Origin of the sequence: Streptomyces sp. NPDC102406 (genome assembly GCF_044765725.1) — a bacterium.
GTDB lineage: Bacteria > Actinomycetota > Actinomycetes > Streptomycetales > Streptomycetaceae > Streptomyces.
On record NZ_JBIWKP010000002.1, the window covers coordinates 654,195 to 668,729 of the forward strand.

The following is a 14,535-nucleotide window of genomic DNA, read 5'->3' on the forward strand; positions in this document are numbered from 1 at the left end:
TCGTCACCCTCCGCGGGTGACGACGGCGGCCCTCGCCCGGAGGCAGGATCCTCGGACGCCGGAGCGCAGCAGGGCGCCCGCACGGAGACGGAGGCTCTGCCATGGCCACCACCCCGCGCGGGACGCCGCCCGGTCTGCGGACGCTCGCGGGCTACCGGCGGTCCTGGCTCGTCAAGGACGTCGTCGCGGGGGTCGTCCTCACCACGCTGCTGGTGCCGCAGGGCATGGCGTACGCGGAACTGGCGGGTCTGCCGGCGATCACCGGCCTGTACACCTCCGTCCTGTGCCTGCTGGCCTACGCCGTTCTCGGCCCGTCGCGGATCTTGGTGCTCGGCCCCGACTCCTCGCTCGGGCCGATGATCGCGGCGACGGTGCTGCCGCTGATCGCGGCCGACGGGGACCCCGAGCGGGCGGTGGCGCTCGCGTCGGTGCTCGCGTTGATGGTCGGGGCGATCACGCTGCTCGCCGGGGTGGCCAGGCTGGGTTTCATCGCCGATCTGATCTCCAAGCCCACCATGATCGGATACATGAACGGTCTGGCGCTGACCATCCTGGTCGGTCAGTTGCCCAAACTGTTCGGCTTCAGTACGGACGCCGAGGGCCTGCGCGACGAGGTGGCCGACTTCGTGTCCGGCGTGGCCGACGGGCGGGCCGTGCCCGCCGCCCTGGCGGTCGGTGTGGGCGGGATCGTCCTGGTGCTGGCGGTGCAGCGCTGGCTGGCCAAGGTGCCGGCGGTCCTCGTGATGGTGGTCCTCGCGATGGCCGTGTCCTCGCTCTTCGACCTGGGCGAGCACGACGTGCGGCTCGTGGGCGAACTGCCCGAGGGGCTGCCCCCGTTGACGCTGCCCGACGTCCGCCTCGACGACCTCGGTCCGCTGTTCGCCGGGGCGGTCGGCATCGCCCTGGTCTCGCTCGCCGACACCATCTCCAACGCGTCGGCGTTCGCCGCCCGCACGGGACAGGAGGTGCGCGGCAGCGACGAGATGGTGGCGATCGGCTCCGCGAACCTGGCGGCGGGACTGTTCCAGGGCTTCCCCGTCAGCACCAGCGGTTCACGGACGGCGGTCGCCGAGCGGGCGGGCGCCAGAACCCAACTGACCGGTGTGGTCGGGGCGTCGCTGATCGTCCTCATGCTGGTCCTGGTGCCCGGCCTCTTCAGCACCTTGCCGCAGCCCGCGCTCGCCGCCGTGGTCATCACGGCGTCGCTGTCGCTGGCCGACATCGCGGGATCGCGGCGGCTGTGGCACCAGCGCAAGGCGGAGTTCCTGCTGTCCGTCGCGGCCTTCCTCGGTGTGGCCCTGCTCGGTGTGCTGCCCGGGATCGCGGTGGCGGTCGCCCTGTCCATCCTCAACGTCTTCCGGCGGGCCTGGTGGCCCTACAACGCCGTGCTCGGGCGGGTGCCGGGCCTCGCCGGGTACCACGACGTCCGCTCCTACCCGGGGGCCGAGCACCTGCCCGGCCTGGTGATCCTGCGCTTCGACGCCCCGCTGTTCTTCGCCAACGCCAAGTCCTTCCGCGGCGAGGTGCTGCGGCTCGCCCGGGCCGAGCCGCCGCCGCGCTGGATCCTGATCGCGGCCGAGCCCGTGACCGACGTCGACACCACGGCCGCCGACGTCCTGGAGGAACTCGACCGGACCCTCAACGACCTGGGCATCAGCCTCGTCTTCGCCGAGATGAAGGACCCGGTACGGCACAAGGTCGAGCGCTACGAGCTGACCCGCACCATCGACCCCGGCCACTTCTTCCCGACCGTCGAGGCGGCCGTCGCGGCGTTCCGTGCGGACGGCGACGCGGACGCGCACTGGACCCCCGGACATTCATCCGCTGGGGGTGAGCCGGAGGGTCCGTCGTGACGGGATGCTCTCATCCCATCCAGGCGGCACTCAGGAGGAGGCCAGGACATGGCCGATCAGCGCATCACCCCGGGACAGACCACAGCCGGCGCGCCGGAGCCGACACCGCACGTCAGCATGGTCGGCCTCGGCGGTGTCGTCTTCGCCGTGTGCATCATGACCGTCATCGGCGGCTACCACATCATCGTCGGTCTCTCCTCGATCCTCGACAGCAACTACACCCCTGAACAGGGCGACTACACCTTCGACTTCGACGTCAACGTGCGCGGCTGGATACAACTGATCTCCGGTGCCGTCGTGCTGGCCGCGGCGTTCCTCGTCTTCAGCGGCCGGACCTGGGCGCGCGCCGTGGGCATCACCATCGCGACGCTCAGCGCGCTGGAGAACTTCTTCTTCGTCCCCTACCACCCGGCGTGGTCGGCGATCATCATTGTCCTGGACGTCCTGGTCATCTGGTCCCTGTCGGTGTACGGGCACCGGGAGGCCCACAAGGTCTACGGGGCCCCTCTGTAGGCGAGGCGGCCGAGCAGCCGCCAGTCGAGCGGTGGCCGGGTCCGGCGCACGCCCGGCCGGTGCCGGGGCACGAGCACCCGCAGCGCCAGCGGCCGGATCTCGCACCGCACGGGCACGCGCAGGCGGAGCGCCTCCCCGTCGATTCCGACGGGGATCCACTCCTGGTCGGCGTCGACCACCACGTCCGTCGCGGTCGTCCGCGTCGTGCCGGTGGAGCGGCGGCCCCGCAGCAGTCCCGCGGCCTGGGCGGCGCCGGTGATGTGCACGCCGACGCAGCCCAGTTCACCGCTGTCCAGGCGTGCTCGGCGTCCCAGCCCGGCGAAGTCACCGGTGCCGTACGGGTTGTTGCTCACCAGCAGGGCCTGCGGCGCGGTGAAGGTGTGCGCTCCGGCGCGGGCGGTGAGAGCGGCGCCCTCGTGGCCCGTCAGCAGGTCGGGCAGCAGGTCCAAGGTGGTGCGGGTCTTGCCGTCGCGGTAGGCGGGGCTCTGCACCACGGCGGCGTACGCGCCGAAGGAGACGTTGTTGACGAAGGGGCGGCCTGCCGCGCGGCCGAGGTCGACATGGAGCTCGACGCCGTCGCGCAGCGCGTCGAGGGCCGTGGCGGGGTCGTCGCGGTCGAGGCCGAGGTCGAGCGCGAAGTGGTTGCGGGTGCCGGCCGGGATCACGAGGAAGGGAAGCCCGAGCGAGGCGGCGACGTCGGCGACGAGCGCCTGGGTGCCGTCGCCGCCCGCCACTCCGAGCAGGTCCGCTCCCTGGGCCGCGGCCTTGCGGGCGGCCTCGGCCACGTCGGTCTCCTGGGGCCCGTCGAGGAGCAGCACGTCGGCGCCCAGGGCCTCGGCCTTCTCGCGCAGGGCGAACCGCTCGACCTTCCCGCCGCCCGAACGGGGGTTCATGATCAAGTAGGGGTGGCGGACCTCGGCCGCGGGGCGCTCCGCCATCGCCGCCGCGGGGCCCGGCGCGGCGGCGCCGGAGTGCCGGGTGAGGGCGGTGCGTCCGGCGCCGGCGGCGAGCAGCCACAGGGCGCCCGAGGCGGCGACGACCCAGGCCAGGTGGGCCCGGGTGTACGCCACGACGACCCAGACCGGCGCGGCGAGCGCCAGTGCCATGGACAGGGCGCGCAGCACGCCGCGGCGGGTGAGGATCCACCAGACCGCGGCGATCGTGGCCCCCATGCCGACGAGTCCGACGAGCAGCAGGCCGAAGGTCCGCGGTCCCGCGACGACGACCGGGAGCAGGACGGCTGCCGCGGCGCCCGCCAGGGACGCGCGCGCCGGCCATGCTCCTGCCCGGGGGCCGCCGTGCTCAGCCACGGCCCGCCTCGAAGGCGAAGAGGTGGCTCCCCCAGGGTTCGAGGTCGGCGTAGAGCCCGGGGGCGAGCAGTGCGTCGCCGTCGCGCTCGTACCGCTTCTCGTCCATGAGGTCGGTCAACTTCCAACTGGACCCGGCCAGTTCGGGCCAGGGCAGCCGGATCGTGGCCTGAGCCCGCCGGTCGGACAGGTTGACGACGATCACGTGCCGGCCCGCCTCTCCCGTCCAGCACCAGGCGAGCAGTGAGCGGTGCGTCGGGTTGTCGGGCCAGCCGTCGCAGTCGAGGAGTCGCCAGTCGCCGGTGCGCATCCGGCTCTCGTGGACGCGGGCGAGGAGTTGTTCGTGGAAGACCCGCTGGGCGTCGTCCGGCGGCTCGTCGGGGCGCCGGGTCAGGAAGACGGGCAGGTGGGTGCGGCGTCCGGTGAACTGGCCCTCGTGCCACAGAGTGGCGCCGGGCAGGGTGGCGATGAGGGTGGCCGCGGCGCGTTCCCTGGCGGGGCCGAGCGTCCGGGCGGCGCGGGGTTCGTCGTGGTTCTCCAGGAAGCGGACGAGGTGGCGCTGGTAGTCGAGGTCCGCCTGGAGGTGGCCGCGCACCGACTCGGGGGTCTCGTGGACGAGCCGGTCGTAGAGGCGTTTGTCGTAGGCGAAGTCGAAGCCCTGCTCCGTGAGCTCCCATTCGAGGTCCCAGTAGGCCTCGGCGACGAAGGTCATGCCGGGGCGCCGCTCGCGGACGGCGGCCAGGACCGTCGGCCAGAAGTCTTGCGGCGGTGTCGGCCCGGCCCGCTCCCCCCAGGTCCTGCCGAATACGTCGTTCATCATCAGCATCGCCATGTCGCAGCGGACGCCGTCGCACATCCCGCCGATGCGCCGCAGCACGTCGGTGGTGGCCGCGCGCAACGCCTCGCTGTAGGCGTTGAGTTGGACGACGTCGGGCCAGGGCGCGAAGTAGGGGTCGCGGCCGCGCGCGTACACGCCGCCACTCGTCTCGTAGTACGCGGCCGGGTCGCGCTCCAGGTCCTCGCGGGTGCCGCGCACGAAGTACTCGGGGTGGTCGATGAGCCAGGGGCTGTCCGGGGCCACATGGTTGGGGACGTAGTCGAGGAGAAGGCCGACGCCGCGCCGGTCGAGTTCGGCCCGGGCCACGGCGAGGCCGCCGGGGCCGCCGATGCGCTCGTCGACCTCGTAGCGGCGGACGCAGTACGGGGAACCGGCGATGTCGTCCTCGCCGGCGTCGGGGAGCGCGTCGGTGAACGCGGTGCGCAGGGCCGGGTCGCGCAGGGCGATGCGGAGCCCTTCGGCGCTGCGTTCCCACACGCCCATCAGCCAGACGGCGTCGACGCCGTGCGGGGTGATCTCGTCCCAGGCGTCCTTGGAGACGTCGCCGAGGCCCACGGGGCGGCCGGTGCGGCGCGCCAGTTCACGGAGCCACACCCAGGTGTTGACCTCGTGGACGACGGGTTGTGACGGCAGTGCGCTCATGCTGACCGGCCTCCGCGGAGATAGTCCTCGGGCGACAGCCGTCCGAAGACGACCATCAGGGTGGCGACCAGGCCGGTCCAGCCGGTCTGGTGGGCGGCGCCGATGCCCGCGCCGTTGTCGCCGTGGAAGTACTCGTGGAAGGTGATCAGGTCCCGCCAGTGCGGGTCGCTCTGGAACTTCTCCTGGCCGCCGTAGACCGGGCGGCGCCCGTCCGCGTCGCGCAGGAAGATGCGGGCCAGCCGGTCGGAGATCTCCCTGGCGACCTCGAAGAGGGTCATCCGGGTACCGGACCCTGTGGGGCATTCCACGGTGAAGTCGTCGCCGTAGAAGACGTAGAGGTTGAGCAGGGCGCGGACGACCAGGGCGTTCATCGGGAACCAGACGGGACCCCGCCAGTTGGAGTTGCCGCCGAACATGCCGGAGTCGGACTCCGCCGGGAGGTAGCCGACGCGCAGTTCCTCGCCGTGGACGAAGAAGCTGTAGGGGTGCTCCGCGTGGTGGCGGGAGAGCGCCCTGACGCCGTACGGGCTGAGGAACTCGTCCTCGTCGAGCAGGTGGCCGAGGACGCGGATCAGCTTCTTCTCGTCGACGACCGACAGGAGGCGCGCGCCGCCCGCCCTGCCGGACTGTGCCGCGGCGAGGGTCGCGTTCAGGGACGGGTGGCGGCGGCCGAACTCCTTGAGCCGCTCGGTGACTTGCGGGATCCCGGCGAGTTGTTCGGGGCGGAAGACGGTCGACGCGCACAGGGGCAGCAGGCCGACCATGGAGCGGACCTTGAGGCGGGAGGCGGAGCCGTCGGGCAGCCGCAGCACGTCGTAGAAGAAGCCGTCCTCCTCGTCCCAGAGTTCGTCGCCGCGTTCGCCGATGCGGTCCATGGACGCGGAGATCCACAGGAAGTGCTCGGCGAACTTGACGATGAGTTCTTCGTAGGCGGGCTTCTCCAGGGCGAGCCGGGCCGCGATCTGGAGCATGGTCTGGCAGTAGAGCGCCATCCAGGCGGTGCCGTCGGCCTGTTCGAGCTGCCCGCCCGTGGGCAGGGCCGCGCTGCGGTCGAAGACACCGATGTTGTCGAGGCCGAGGAAGCCGCCCTGGAAGACGTTGTGGCCGTTCGGGTCCTTGCGGTTGACCCACCAGGTGAAGTTGGTGAGCAGCTTCTGGAAGACGCGCTCCAGGAAGTCGTCGTCGGCCTCGCCGGTCAGGCGCTCCTCGATGGTGTGGACGAAGTAGGCGGCCCAGGCGTGGACGGGCGGGTTGACGTCGCCGAAGTTCCACTCGTAGGCGGGGATCTGCCCGTTGGGGTGCAAGTAGGCGTCGTTGAGGAGCAGTTCGAGCTGCTGCTTGGCGAAGCCCGTGTCCACGACGGCGAGCGCCACCGTGTGGAACGCGAGGTCCCAGGCGGCGAACCAGGGGTACTCCCACTTGTCGGGCATGGACAGGATGGAGTCACTGACCATGTGGAACCATTCGCGGTTGCGGACGCCGTGCGCCTCGGGGCTCCACGGGTCGAGGCCGTGTTCGGCCAGCCACTGCTCCAGGTCGAAGTAGTAGTACTGCTTGCTCCAGAGCATGCCGGCGAGGGCCTGGCGCAGGACGCGGGCCTCGTCCTCGCCGAGGGAGGGCGGGGTCAGGTCGGCGTAGAAGGCGTCGGCCTCCTTGCGGCGGTCCCGCAGGACGGTGTCGAAGGCGCGGCCGAGCGGGGCGGGCGCCCCCTCGGGGGCGAGCCGCAGGCGGACGGTGGCCGAGCCGCCGGCGGGGACGGTCAGGCTGTGGTGGGCGGCGGCCTTGGTGCCCGTGCGCTCGGGGTTCACCGCGCCGCTCTCGCCGTCGACGACGTGGCGCCCGATGCCGTCCTTGACGTACGGCGAGGCGTTGGCGGTGCCGAAGATCCGCTCGTTGTTGGTCTCGTTCTCCGTGAACAGGAGAGGCACGTCACCTTCGACGTGCAGGGCGCGGACGCCGAGTTCGGGGTGGGTCGCGCGGATGACCGAGGTGCCCGCGGCCCCGTCGACGGCGGTCAGTCCGGGCCTTCGCGCGTCCTCGGTCCAGGACCAGGTGTTGCGGAACCAGAGCGTCGGCAGCAGGTGCAGCGTGGCGTCCTCGGGTCCGCGGTTCTCGGCGGTGATCCGCATGAGTACGTCGTCGGGGGACGCCTTGGCGTACTCGACGGTGACGTCGAAGTAGCGGTCGTCCTCGAAGATCCCGGTGTCGAGCAGTTCGTACTCGAACTCCTGGCGGCTGCGGCCCTGGTTGGTGGCGAGGAGGTCGTGGTACGGGAACTCGGCCTGCGGATACTTGTACTGGTACTTCATGTACGAGTGGGTGGGCGTGCTGTCGACGTAGAAGTAGTACTCCTTGACGTCCTCGCCGTGGTTGCCCTCGCTATTGGTGAGACCGAACGCGCGCTCCTTGAGGATCGGGTCGCGTCCGTTCCACAGCGTCAGGGCCAGGCAGAGCCGCTGCTTGTCGTCGCTGACGGCGCCCATGCCGTCCTCGCCCCAGCGATAGGCGCGGGAGCGCGCGTGGTCGTGCGGGAACGAGGACCAGGCGTCGCCGTTGTCGCTGTAGTCCTCGCGGACGGTGCCCCACTGGCGCTCACTGACGTAGGGGCCCCAGCGTCGCCACGCCGCGCCGTCCTCGCCGGTCAGTGCGGTGCGCTGCTGTTCCGTCCGGTCCTTGCGGTGCGCGTTCATTCGGCGTCCTCCCTGCCGGTCGTCTGCGCCGCCCGTCGCGTGTGCACGGCCCTCTGCGGCGCAGCCTTCCGCCGCGCCCGGGGCCCTGCCTCACCTCCCGGGGGTGATTCGGGCGCGGGCCGTCGCGGCGCGTCTCAACCGTGGGTCAGGGACTTGAAGTTGGCCAGGCCCACGCCGAACGCGCCCACGACGAAACCGGTCAGCACGGCGTTCGTCCGCGTACGCCCGGACAGACCGCGCGCCGCGCAGCAGTACAGGAAGAGCAGGATCAGCGTGGCCGAGCGGGACAGGGTGAAGGCGAGGCGTTCGGCGAAGAGACCGAAGCCGGCGAGGACGAAGAAGAGGGCCGGCAGGATGACGGCCGAGAAGGCGAGGAACTGTTCGGCGGCCGTCCGCCGCCGCTCGGACCACGTGGGCGGACGGCCGCGCTCCGCCTCCTGCCCGATCAGCGAGGCGAACGTCTCCGCGGCCACGATGCCGGTGAGGGTCGCCACGAGGGTCAGGGCCGTCTCGAAAGGGGGCGGCGGGTGGTCCTCGACGGCCAGCAGCAGCGACAGGACGACGATGCAGCCGTACACGCCGCGCGCGGCGAGCAGTCCGGCCGTCGCCACGGCGATCCTGCCGCGCCGCAACCGCCGCGTCACTCGTGGGCCGCCGCGGGGCGGGACGGCGGGTCGGCGGGCGGCTCCGGCGCCGCGGCCTCGTCGGGTCCTGCCGGGCGTGCCAGGACGGTGACGAGGAGGACGTACCCCGCGAGCAGTACCGCCATGACCAGCAGGGCGGTCCACGAGGAGAACAGCAGGGCCACGACGGCGGCCACCACGACCCCCGCGACGCGGAGCACGTCGACGTGCCGGTGGACCCAGGCCCTCAAGCCGGCGAAACCGCCTGCCTGTCGGGGCGTGCGGGCAGCGAACTCGTTCGCGGCCCTGGCTCCTTGGACCGCGTACCGGCGCAGTGCCTTCGGCAGGCGCCCCGGGCCGACGAGGTAGGCGACGACGGCGAGGACGATGCCGAGCCACAGGAGTTGGTCGCCCCGTTCGCGCAGGGTGGTGAACAGGGTGTACAGGGCGGCCCGCACACCGTCGTGGTAGACGCCGTCCGGCAGCGCAGCGAGGATCTGGTCCCGCACCGCACGCAGCACGCCGCTCAGCACCGTGACGGAGACGACGAGCCACAGACCGAGCTGGAGCACGGTGCGCCGCCGGTCGGGCGAGACCCACACCGCGACGCCGAGCAGCAGGAGCGTGCCGATGACCAGGCCCGCGACGCCCCGCTTGAAGAGGAGTACGGCGTCCTGGAGGGGGCCGAGCTTGTCCCGGTCGTAGAGGGTGATCTGGCCGAAGTCGGCGGGCAGGGAGACCCCGAGCGCCTTCTCGATCTTGTCGTGCAGTCCTGGCGGTATCTCGCCGCTGCCGATGGCCGGGAGGTCGAGCTCCTTGCCGAAGAGCGTGGGCAGTTGCTGCTCGACGGCGTTCAGGACGTCGTTCATGAGCGGCAGCAGGTTCAGCGTCACCGTGGTGCCGTTCACCGACACGCCTTCGGCGCGGTCCTCCAGGACGGCGACGATGCGCGAGTGCGCGGTGCGGTTCACGCCCTCCCACAGCGACCGGAACGTGTCCGTGCCGAGGAGTTCGGAGACCTTGTCGCGTACGAAGTCACGGACGGCGCCGTTGACGGGGGCGGCCAGGAACGACGCCTTGGGCGGCAGCGCCTCGGACAGCCGCGTCTCGACGTCGAGCTTGCCGTAGATCTCGTCGGTGAGGTACTTCGTGACGGCCGCGTTCACGTCGTGGTCCTGGGGCAGCGGCCCGACCGTGGCGACCCAGCGGTCCGTGTTCAGCGTCGTGCGCGCGCCCCAGACCCCGATCACCGAGGCGACCGCGCAGAAGCCGACGAGGGCGATCAGCACGGCGGCGATCGTCCTGCGCACGGTGTACCCGTGGCCCCGCCGCCGGGTGCGCGCCGCCGCGTCCGCGCGCAGCGCCGCGACCTCCGCGCGCAGCCGCTCCACCTCACCGCGGTCGCCGTCCGGGTCCGGCGGGACGTCCGGCCCCACGGGTGCGGGATCTGTCATGGCTCCCCCTCGGCAAACACGCCGGGCGACGTCGCGCCGTCGGCCGTGCGGTCACCCTGACGGCTTTGCCGCGGCGGCCCATCACCCCTTGCGGGTGACGCGCGGACGCGGGCGCTGCGACTGGATGGAGGCGGTACCGACCGGAGGGAGAACACATCATGGTCACGATCGGACCGGTGCAGATGCTGGCCGTCGAGTTCGGACCGGACGCCAAGTTCGCCGGGAAAATCATCGACGAGCTGGAGAGCCTGGAACGCTTCGGCTTCATCCGCGTCCTCGACCTGCTGTTCGTGCGCAAGGAACGGGACGGCACCCTTGTCGGCCGCGACGAGCAGGCCGAGGGCCTGGGCACGACGGTCGCGTCCCTGCTCGGTCTGGACACCCGCATCCTGCGGGAGGTCGAGGCGATGGAGGAGATGGCGGACGAGGGGTATCCGTTCGGCCTCTCGCAGGACGAGATCAGGGAGATGACGGCGGCCCTGGACCCGGGGACGTCCGCGGGGTTCGTCCTGCTCGAGCACGTGTGGGCGAGGACGCTGCGGCGCGTGATCCGCGAGGCCGGCGGCGTACCCGTGGCGGAGGGGTTCCTCACGCCCGAGGCGCTCGGGCCGGTGGCCGCCCAGATCGCCGAGACGGTACGGGCCCTGGAGGCGGCGGCGGCCGCCGACACATCGAAGCGTGACGCCAACAGGCGTCTGGGGAGGCTGTGATGACCGATCTCGTCGTGCTCGGGTTCTCCGACCGGGAGAAGGCCGAAGCGGTGCTCCGCCTCAGCACGGAGCTGTCGCGTCAGGAACTGCTCGACCTGGAGGACGCCGCGCTCGCGTGGCGGACCCCGGACGGGAAGGTCCACGTCAGGCAGTCGCACAGCACCACAGGGAAGGGGGCCGCGACCGGCGCCCTGTGGGGGACGCTGTTCGGCATGCTGTTCCTGATGCCGGTGTTCGGTGCGGCGGCCGGCGCTGCGGCGGGCGCGACCGCCGGGCGCCTCAACGACGTGGGCATCGACGACGCGTTCATCAAGGAGGTCGCCGCGAGCCTGGAGCCCGACCGGGCCGCCGTGTTCGCGCTCGTCCGCAAGTCCACGCCCGACCGGGTGCGGGAGGCGCTGCGTCCGTTCAACCCGACGGTGATCCGTACGTCGTTGACGAAGGAGCGCGAGGAGGAGCTCATCACGGCGCTGCACGGGTTCTGAACCTCACCCGGGTGAGACGGCGGCCACGGATGATGCCGTCTCACCCCGCCCGCGCCCATACTGGCGCCTTCGCACGACGGCCTGAGCAGCGGAGGCGGTGTCGCGATGGGCGACCGGTCGCGGGAAGCGTTCCCGGCACTCCTGCCGGAGCGGTGTCCGGCGCTCCACTCGAAGATCGACACACCGCCGTTGCCGGCCTGGGCGATCGCCCGGCCCCGACAGACGGAGCGTCTCTCCCGGGGGGCGCTGGGTCCACTGACGGTGGTGGCCGGGCCCGCGGGTTCCGGCAAGTCGGTCCTCGTCCTGCTCTGGGCGCACACGGGCAGGGTGCCGGGACCGCTCGCCTGGGTCTCCTGCGACAGCGGTGACGAACTGCCGGGCGTCTTCTGGCCCTGCGTCCTGGAAGCGCTGCGCCACGCCGGGGTCGACGTCGCGGCGGCCGGGGAGGCCCCGGTACGGGTGGACGCCCTCGACTACGTGTTCATCGCCCGCCTCGCCGCCGGACTCGCCGCACGCGGCACACCGGTCGTCCTGGTGCTGGACGACTTCCGCCCGCCGACGGGCTCCGTCCTCGCCGAGGGAGTGACCTATCTGCTCAAACGGGCGGGCAGCGCCTTGCGGCTGATCGTCGTCGGCCGCCGCGACCCGCCGCTGCCCCTGCACCGCTTCCGGCTGGCCGGTGAACTGTCCGAGATCCGCATGGACGACCTGGCCTTCACCGACCGGGAGACGGCTGTACTCCTCGACCAGCACGGTGTCGCGCTGACGAAGTCGTCCGTCCACGCGCTGCGGGAACGTACCGAGGGGTGGGCGGCCGGTCTGCGTCTGGCGGCCATGTCGATGACCGGGCACAGCGACCAGGAGGGCTTCGTCCGCCAGTTCACGGGCGACGACCAGGCCGTGGCGAGCTACCTCCTCGAAGAGGTCCTCGACACCCAGGACGCGGACATGCGGCGCCTCATGCTGGCGACGAGCGTCCCGGAACGCGTCAACGCCGACCTGGCCACGGCGCTCGTCGGCCGCACCGCGGGCCGCCTCTTCTCCACGATGGTCGAACAGAACGCGTTCTTCCGGCCGTTGGGGCACGGCTGGTACCGCGGCCATCAGATGCTCACCACCTTCCTGCGGCTGCGACTGCGCCACGAGACGCCCGGCCTGACCGGGGATCTCCAGCGGAAGGCCGCCGCGTGGTTCAGCACCCACGGTCTCCTGCCCGAGGCCGTGCGCAGTGCGGCCGAGGCCGGGGACTGGCCCTACGCGAGTCGCCTCGTCGTCCACCACCTGGCGATCGGACGGCCGCTGGGCCTGACCGGCGACCGCTTCACCGCCGAACTGTTTTGGCGGATGCCCCACGACGTGGTGGCCAGATCCGCGGCCCGCCACGAACCCGAACCCGCCCTGCTCCGCGCTGCCACGGCCCTGTCCCGCGGCGACACCGCGGCCTGCGACGAAGCCCTCGGCCACGCCGCGGGCGTCCTCGGCCGCGCCGCGGACGGGGAGGACGAGCACGGGGCGAGAATCCGCCTCGCCCACGCGGTGATCACGCTCCAGCGCGCGCGGACCGGTGACGTCTCCCGTGCCGTGCGCGCGGCGGCCGGGGCGCAGGCCCTCTTCGGGAAGGTCTCGCCCGACGTGCTCGCCGACCGGCCCGAACTGAAGGCGCTCGTCCTGTCGACCCGCGGCGGCGACGAGTTGCGCGGCGGCCGGCTCAAGGCGGCCGAGACCACCCTCCTGGCGGCCCTCGCCGCGGCGACCACGGTCGGCAACGCCTCCCTGCGGCGCTGCTGTCTGGAGGACCTCGCGCTGCTCCAGGCGCTGCGGGGGCGGTTCCGCGCGGCGGCCGAGTTCGCGGCGCGGGCGGAACACCCCACCCTCGCCACCCGGTCCCGCCCCGACCGCTCAGGGGCGGCCGTCCTGGTCGCCAAGGGCTGGGTGGACCTGGCCGGCGACCGGCTCGCCGCCGCGGAGCGGGAACTGAGCCGGGCCGAGACCGCGCTCCAGGCCTCCCCCGACCCGTTCGTGCGGACCCTGCACGCGCTGGTCCTGGGTCTGACGCACATCGCGGAGGGGCGCGGCGACCGGGCGCTGCGCACCCTGGGGGGCGTCCGCGTGCCCGCGCCCGATCCCTGGCTCGCCCAGCGTCTCGACGCCGCGGAACGCGAGGCACGCCTCGCCCGACCGCGCCCCGCGGGCGCGTTCCACCCGGAGCCCGACCGGCCGCACGGGACCGGTCCGGCGGCCGTCCAGCTCCTGGGCACGCTCAGCGCGCGCGAACTCGACGTCCTCGTCCACCTCGCGCGCATGATGACCACCGAGGAGATCGCCGCGGAGCTGTACTTGTCCGTCAACACGGTCAAGACCCATCTCAAGAGCGTCTACCGCAAGTTGGCCGTGACGCGGCGGACGGCCGCCGTACGGCGGGCACGGGAGTTGCATCTCCTGTGACCGGGTCTTTGTGGCAGCCGGTGTGGTCAGCCCGGCCGTGGCGTCACAGGAGGCGGAGTCCGCGGGCGCGGCTGACCGCCTCGTCGCGCGAGGTGACGTCGAACTTCCGGTAGATGGACCGCACATGGCTCTTGACGGTGTTCACCGAGACGTACAGATCGACGCCGATCTCCCGCAGCGACTGTGCGCCCTGGAGCCGCCGCAGCACGACCGCCTCACGTGCGGTGAGCCGCGGTGGGCACTCCGGTCCGCCGTCCGCCCCGGCGGGCAGCGGCCCCCGCTCCACCGGCCTCCTCGTGGGCGGCCTGACCGGGCGTACGGCGGCGAGGACCGCCGCCGCCTCCCCCAGCAACGCGTCGGCGACCGGCGGGTTCTGCTGGGCGTGGGCGACGTCCGCGAGGACGTCGGCGGCCCAGGACACGGAGAGGGAGACCGCGCTCTCCGTGGTGAAGCGGTCCCAGCCGAGCGCCCGGAGCTCCCTGCGCAGCGCGGCGACGCGCACCGCGCCGATCTGTCCGCGGCCGAGCACCGCGGGTGTCGTCGTCGTCCGTCGGCATAGCGTGGGCATGTCCTCACCCCTCGAGAGGAACACCTGCGTGTGCCCACATCCTCGGGCCGCCGCCGCCGGGCCGCCAGTGCTTAACGCGCCTCGGCTCCGCCTCCGGGAAGTCTGCGCACCTCGACGAGTTCGAGGCCGAGCGACTGGATCCGGTCCAGGATCCCGTAGAGCGCGGCCTGGTCGAGCGGTGTGCCCCGCAGCACGGTCTCCGCGGGGTGCACCGAGATCGTCAGCTCGCTGAACGCCTCGCGCAACGACGTTCCCGCCCGCCCCCTGATCCGGATCTCATATCCGTCGGCCGCCGGGGCCATGGCGTCACCTCCGTCCGCAGCGGGCGGTACGCATCACATCGTCGTCCCGGGACCGGGAACCGGACATCACCCCGCGTGGGTGAGTACGGCTCCCGGCGCCACGCG

12 protein-coding genes are annotated in these 14,535 nt (G+C 72.4%); 5 read left to right on the plus strand and 7 right to left on the minus strand.

What is annotated here, in order from left to right:
- The first annotated feature begins 101 nt into the window (after positions 1–101).
- On the plus strand, positions 102–1,853 hold the full coding sequence (locus tag ACIRF8_RS11580) for a SulP family inorganic anion transporter (RefSeq protein WP_404213466.1): 1,752 nt from the start codon (positions 102–104) through the stop codon (positions 1,851–1,853).
- Between the two features lie 48 nt (positions 1,854–1,901).
- On the plus strand, positions 1,902–2,366 hold the full coding sequence (locus ACIRF8_RS11585) for a hypothetical protein (RefSeq protein WP_404213468.1): 465 nt from the start codon (positions 1,902–1,904) through the stop codon (positions 2,364–2,366).
- Here ACIRF8_RS11585 and ACIRF8_RS11590 read toward each other — a convergent pair.
- The 5 genes from ACIRF8_RS11590 to ACIRF8_RS11610 form a co-directional block, all read right to left on the minus strand.
- A complete protein-coding gene (locus tag ACIRF8_RS11590; RefSeq protein ID WP_404213470.1) occupies positions 2,348–3,676 on the minus strand; it encodes a diacylglycerol/lipid kinase family protein in 1,329 nt (442 codons plus the stop codon). The genes ACIRF8_RS11585 and ACIRF8_RS11590 overlap by 19 nt on opposite strands.
- Positions 3,669–5,153: an alpha-amylase gene (locus tag ACIRF8_RS11595; RefSeq protein WP_404213472.1), complete on the minus strand. Its 1,485-nt coding sequence runs from the start codon at positions 5,151–5,153 to the stop codon at positions 3,669–3,671. Before ACIRF8_RS11595 ends, ACIRF8_RS11590 begins: the two co-directional genes overlap by 8 nt.
- Entirely contained in the window at positions 5,150–7,843 is a 2,694-nt protein-coding gene (locus ACIRF8_RS11600; RefSeq protein ID WP_404213474.1) for an MGH1-like glycoside hydrolase domain-containing protein, read from the minus strand. The genes ACIRF8_RS11595 and ACIRF8_RS11600 overlap by 4 nt, the downstream gene beginning before the upstream one ends.
- Positions 7,844–7,977: 134 nt before the next feature.
- A complete protein-coding gene (locus ACIRF8_RS11605; RefSeq protein WP_404213476.1) occupies positions 7,978–8,454 on the minus strand; it encodes a hypothetical protein in 477 nt (158 codons plus the stop codon).
- A 29-nt stretch (positions 8,455–8,483) separates the two neighbouring features.
- Complete coding sequence (locus ACIRF8_RS11610; RefSeq protein ID WP_404213478.1) at positions 8,484–9,920, minus strand: hypothetical protein; 1,437 nt, start codon at positions 9,918–9,920, stop codon at positions 8,484–8,486.
- Positions 9,921–10,078: 158 nt separating this feature from the next.
- On the opposite strand from ACIRF8_RS11610, the gene ACIRF8_RS11615 reads away from it, so the two are divergent.
- From ACIRF8_RS11615 to ACIRF8_RS11625, 3 genes are all read left to right on the plus strand, one after another.
- Complete coding sequence (locus ACIRF8_RS11615; protein ID WP_404213480.1) at positions 10,079–10,630, plus strand: DUF1269 domain-containing protein; 552 nt, start codon at positions 10,079–10,081, stop codon at positions 10,628–10,630.
- Positions 10,630–11,115 (plus strand): DUF1269 domain-containing protein, encoded by a 486-nt coding sequence (locus tag ACIRF8_RS11620; protein ID WP_404213482.1) that lies wholly within the window; start codon positions 10,630–10,632, stop codon positions 11,113–11,115. Before ACIRF8_RS11615 ends, ACIRF8_RS11620 begins: the two co-directional genes overlap by 1 nt.
- Positions 11,116–11,220: 105 nt before the next feature.
- Positions 11,221–13,560 carry a LuxR C-terminal-related transcriptional regulator gene (locus tag ACIRF8_RS11625; protein WP_404213484.1) on the plus strand — a complete coding sequence of 780 codons (2,340 nt, stop codon included), beginning with the start codon at positions 11,221–11,223 and terminating at the stop codon, positions 13,558–13,560.
- A gap of 43 nt (positions 13,561–13,603) precedes the next feature.
- Here ACIRF8_RS11625 and ACIRF8_RS11630 read toward each other — a convergent pair whose 3' ends face one another.
- Both ACIRF8_RS11630 and ACIRF8_RS11635 read right to left on the minus strand, forming a co-directional pair.
- Positions 13,604–14,128 carry a LuxR C-terminal-related transcriptional regulator gene (locus tag ACIRF8_RS11630; RefSeq protein ID WP_404213486.1) on the minus strand — a complete coding sequence of 175 codons (525 nt, stop codon included), beginning with the start codon at positions 14,126–14,128 and terminating at the stop codon, positions 13,604–13,606.
- 71 nt (positions 14,129–14,199) lie between these two features.
- Complete coding sequence (locus ACIRF8_RS11635; protein ID WP_404213488.1) at positions 14,200–14,430, minus strand: hypothetical protein; 231 nt, start codon at positions 14,428–14,430, stop codon at positions 14,200–14,202.
- Between the last annotated feature and the right edge of the window lie 105 nt (positions 14,431–14,535).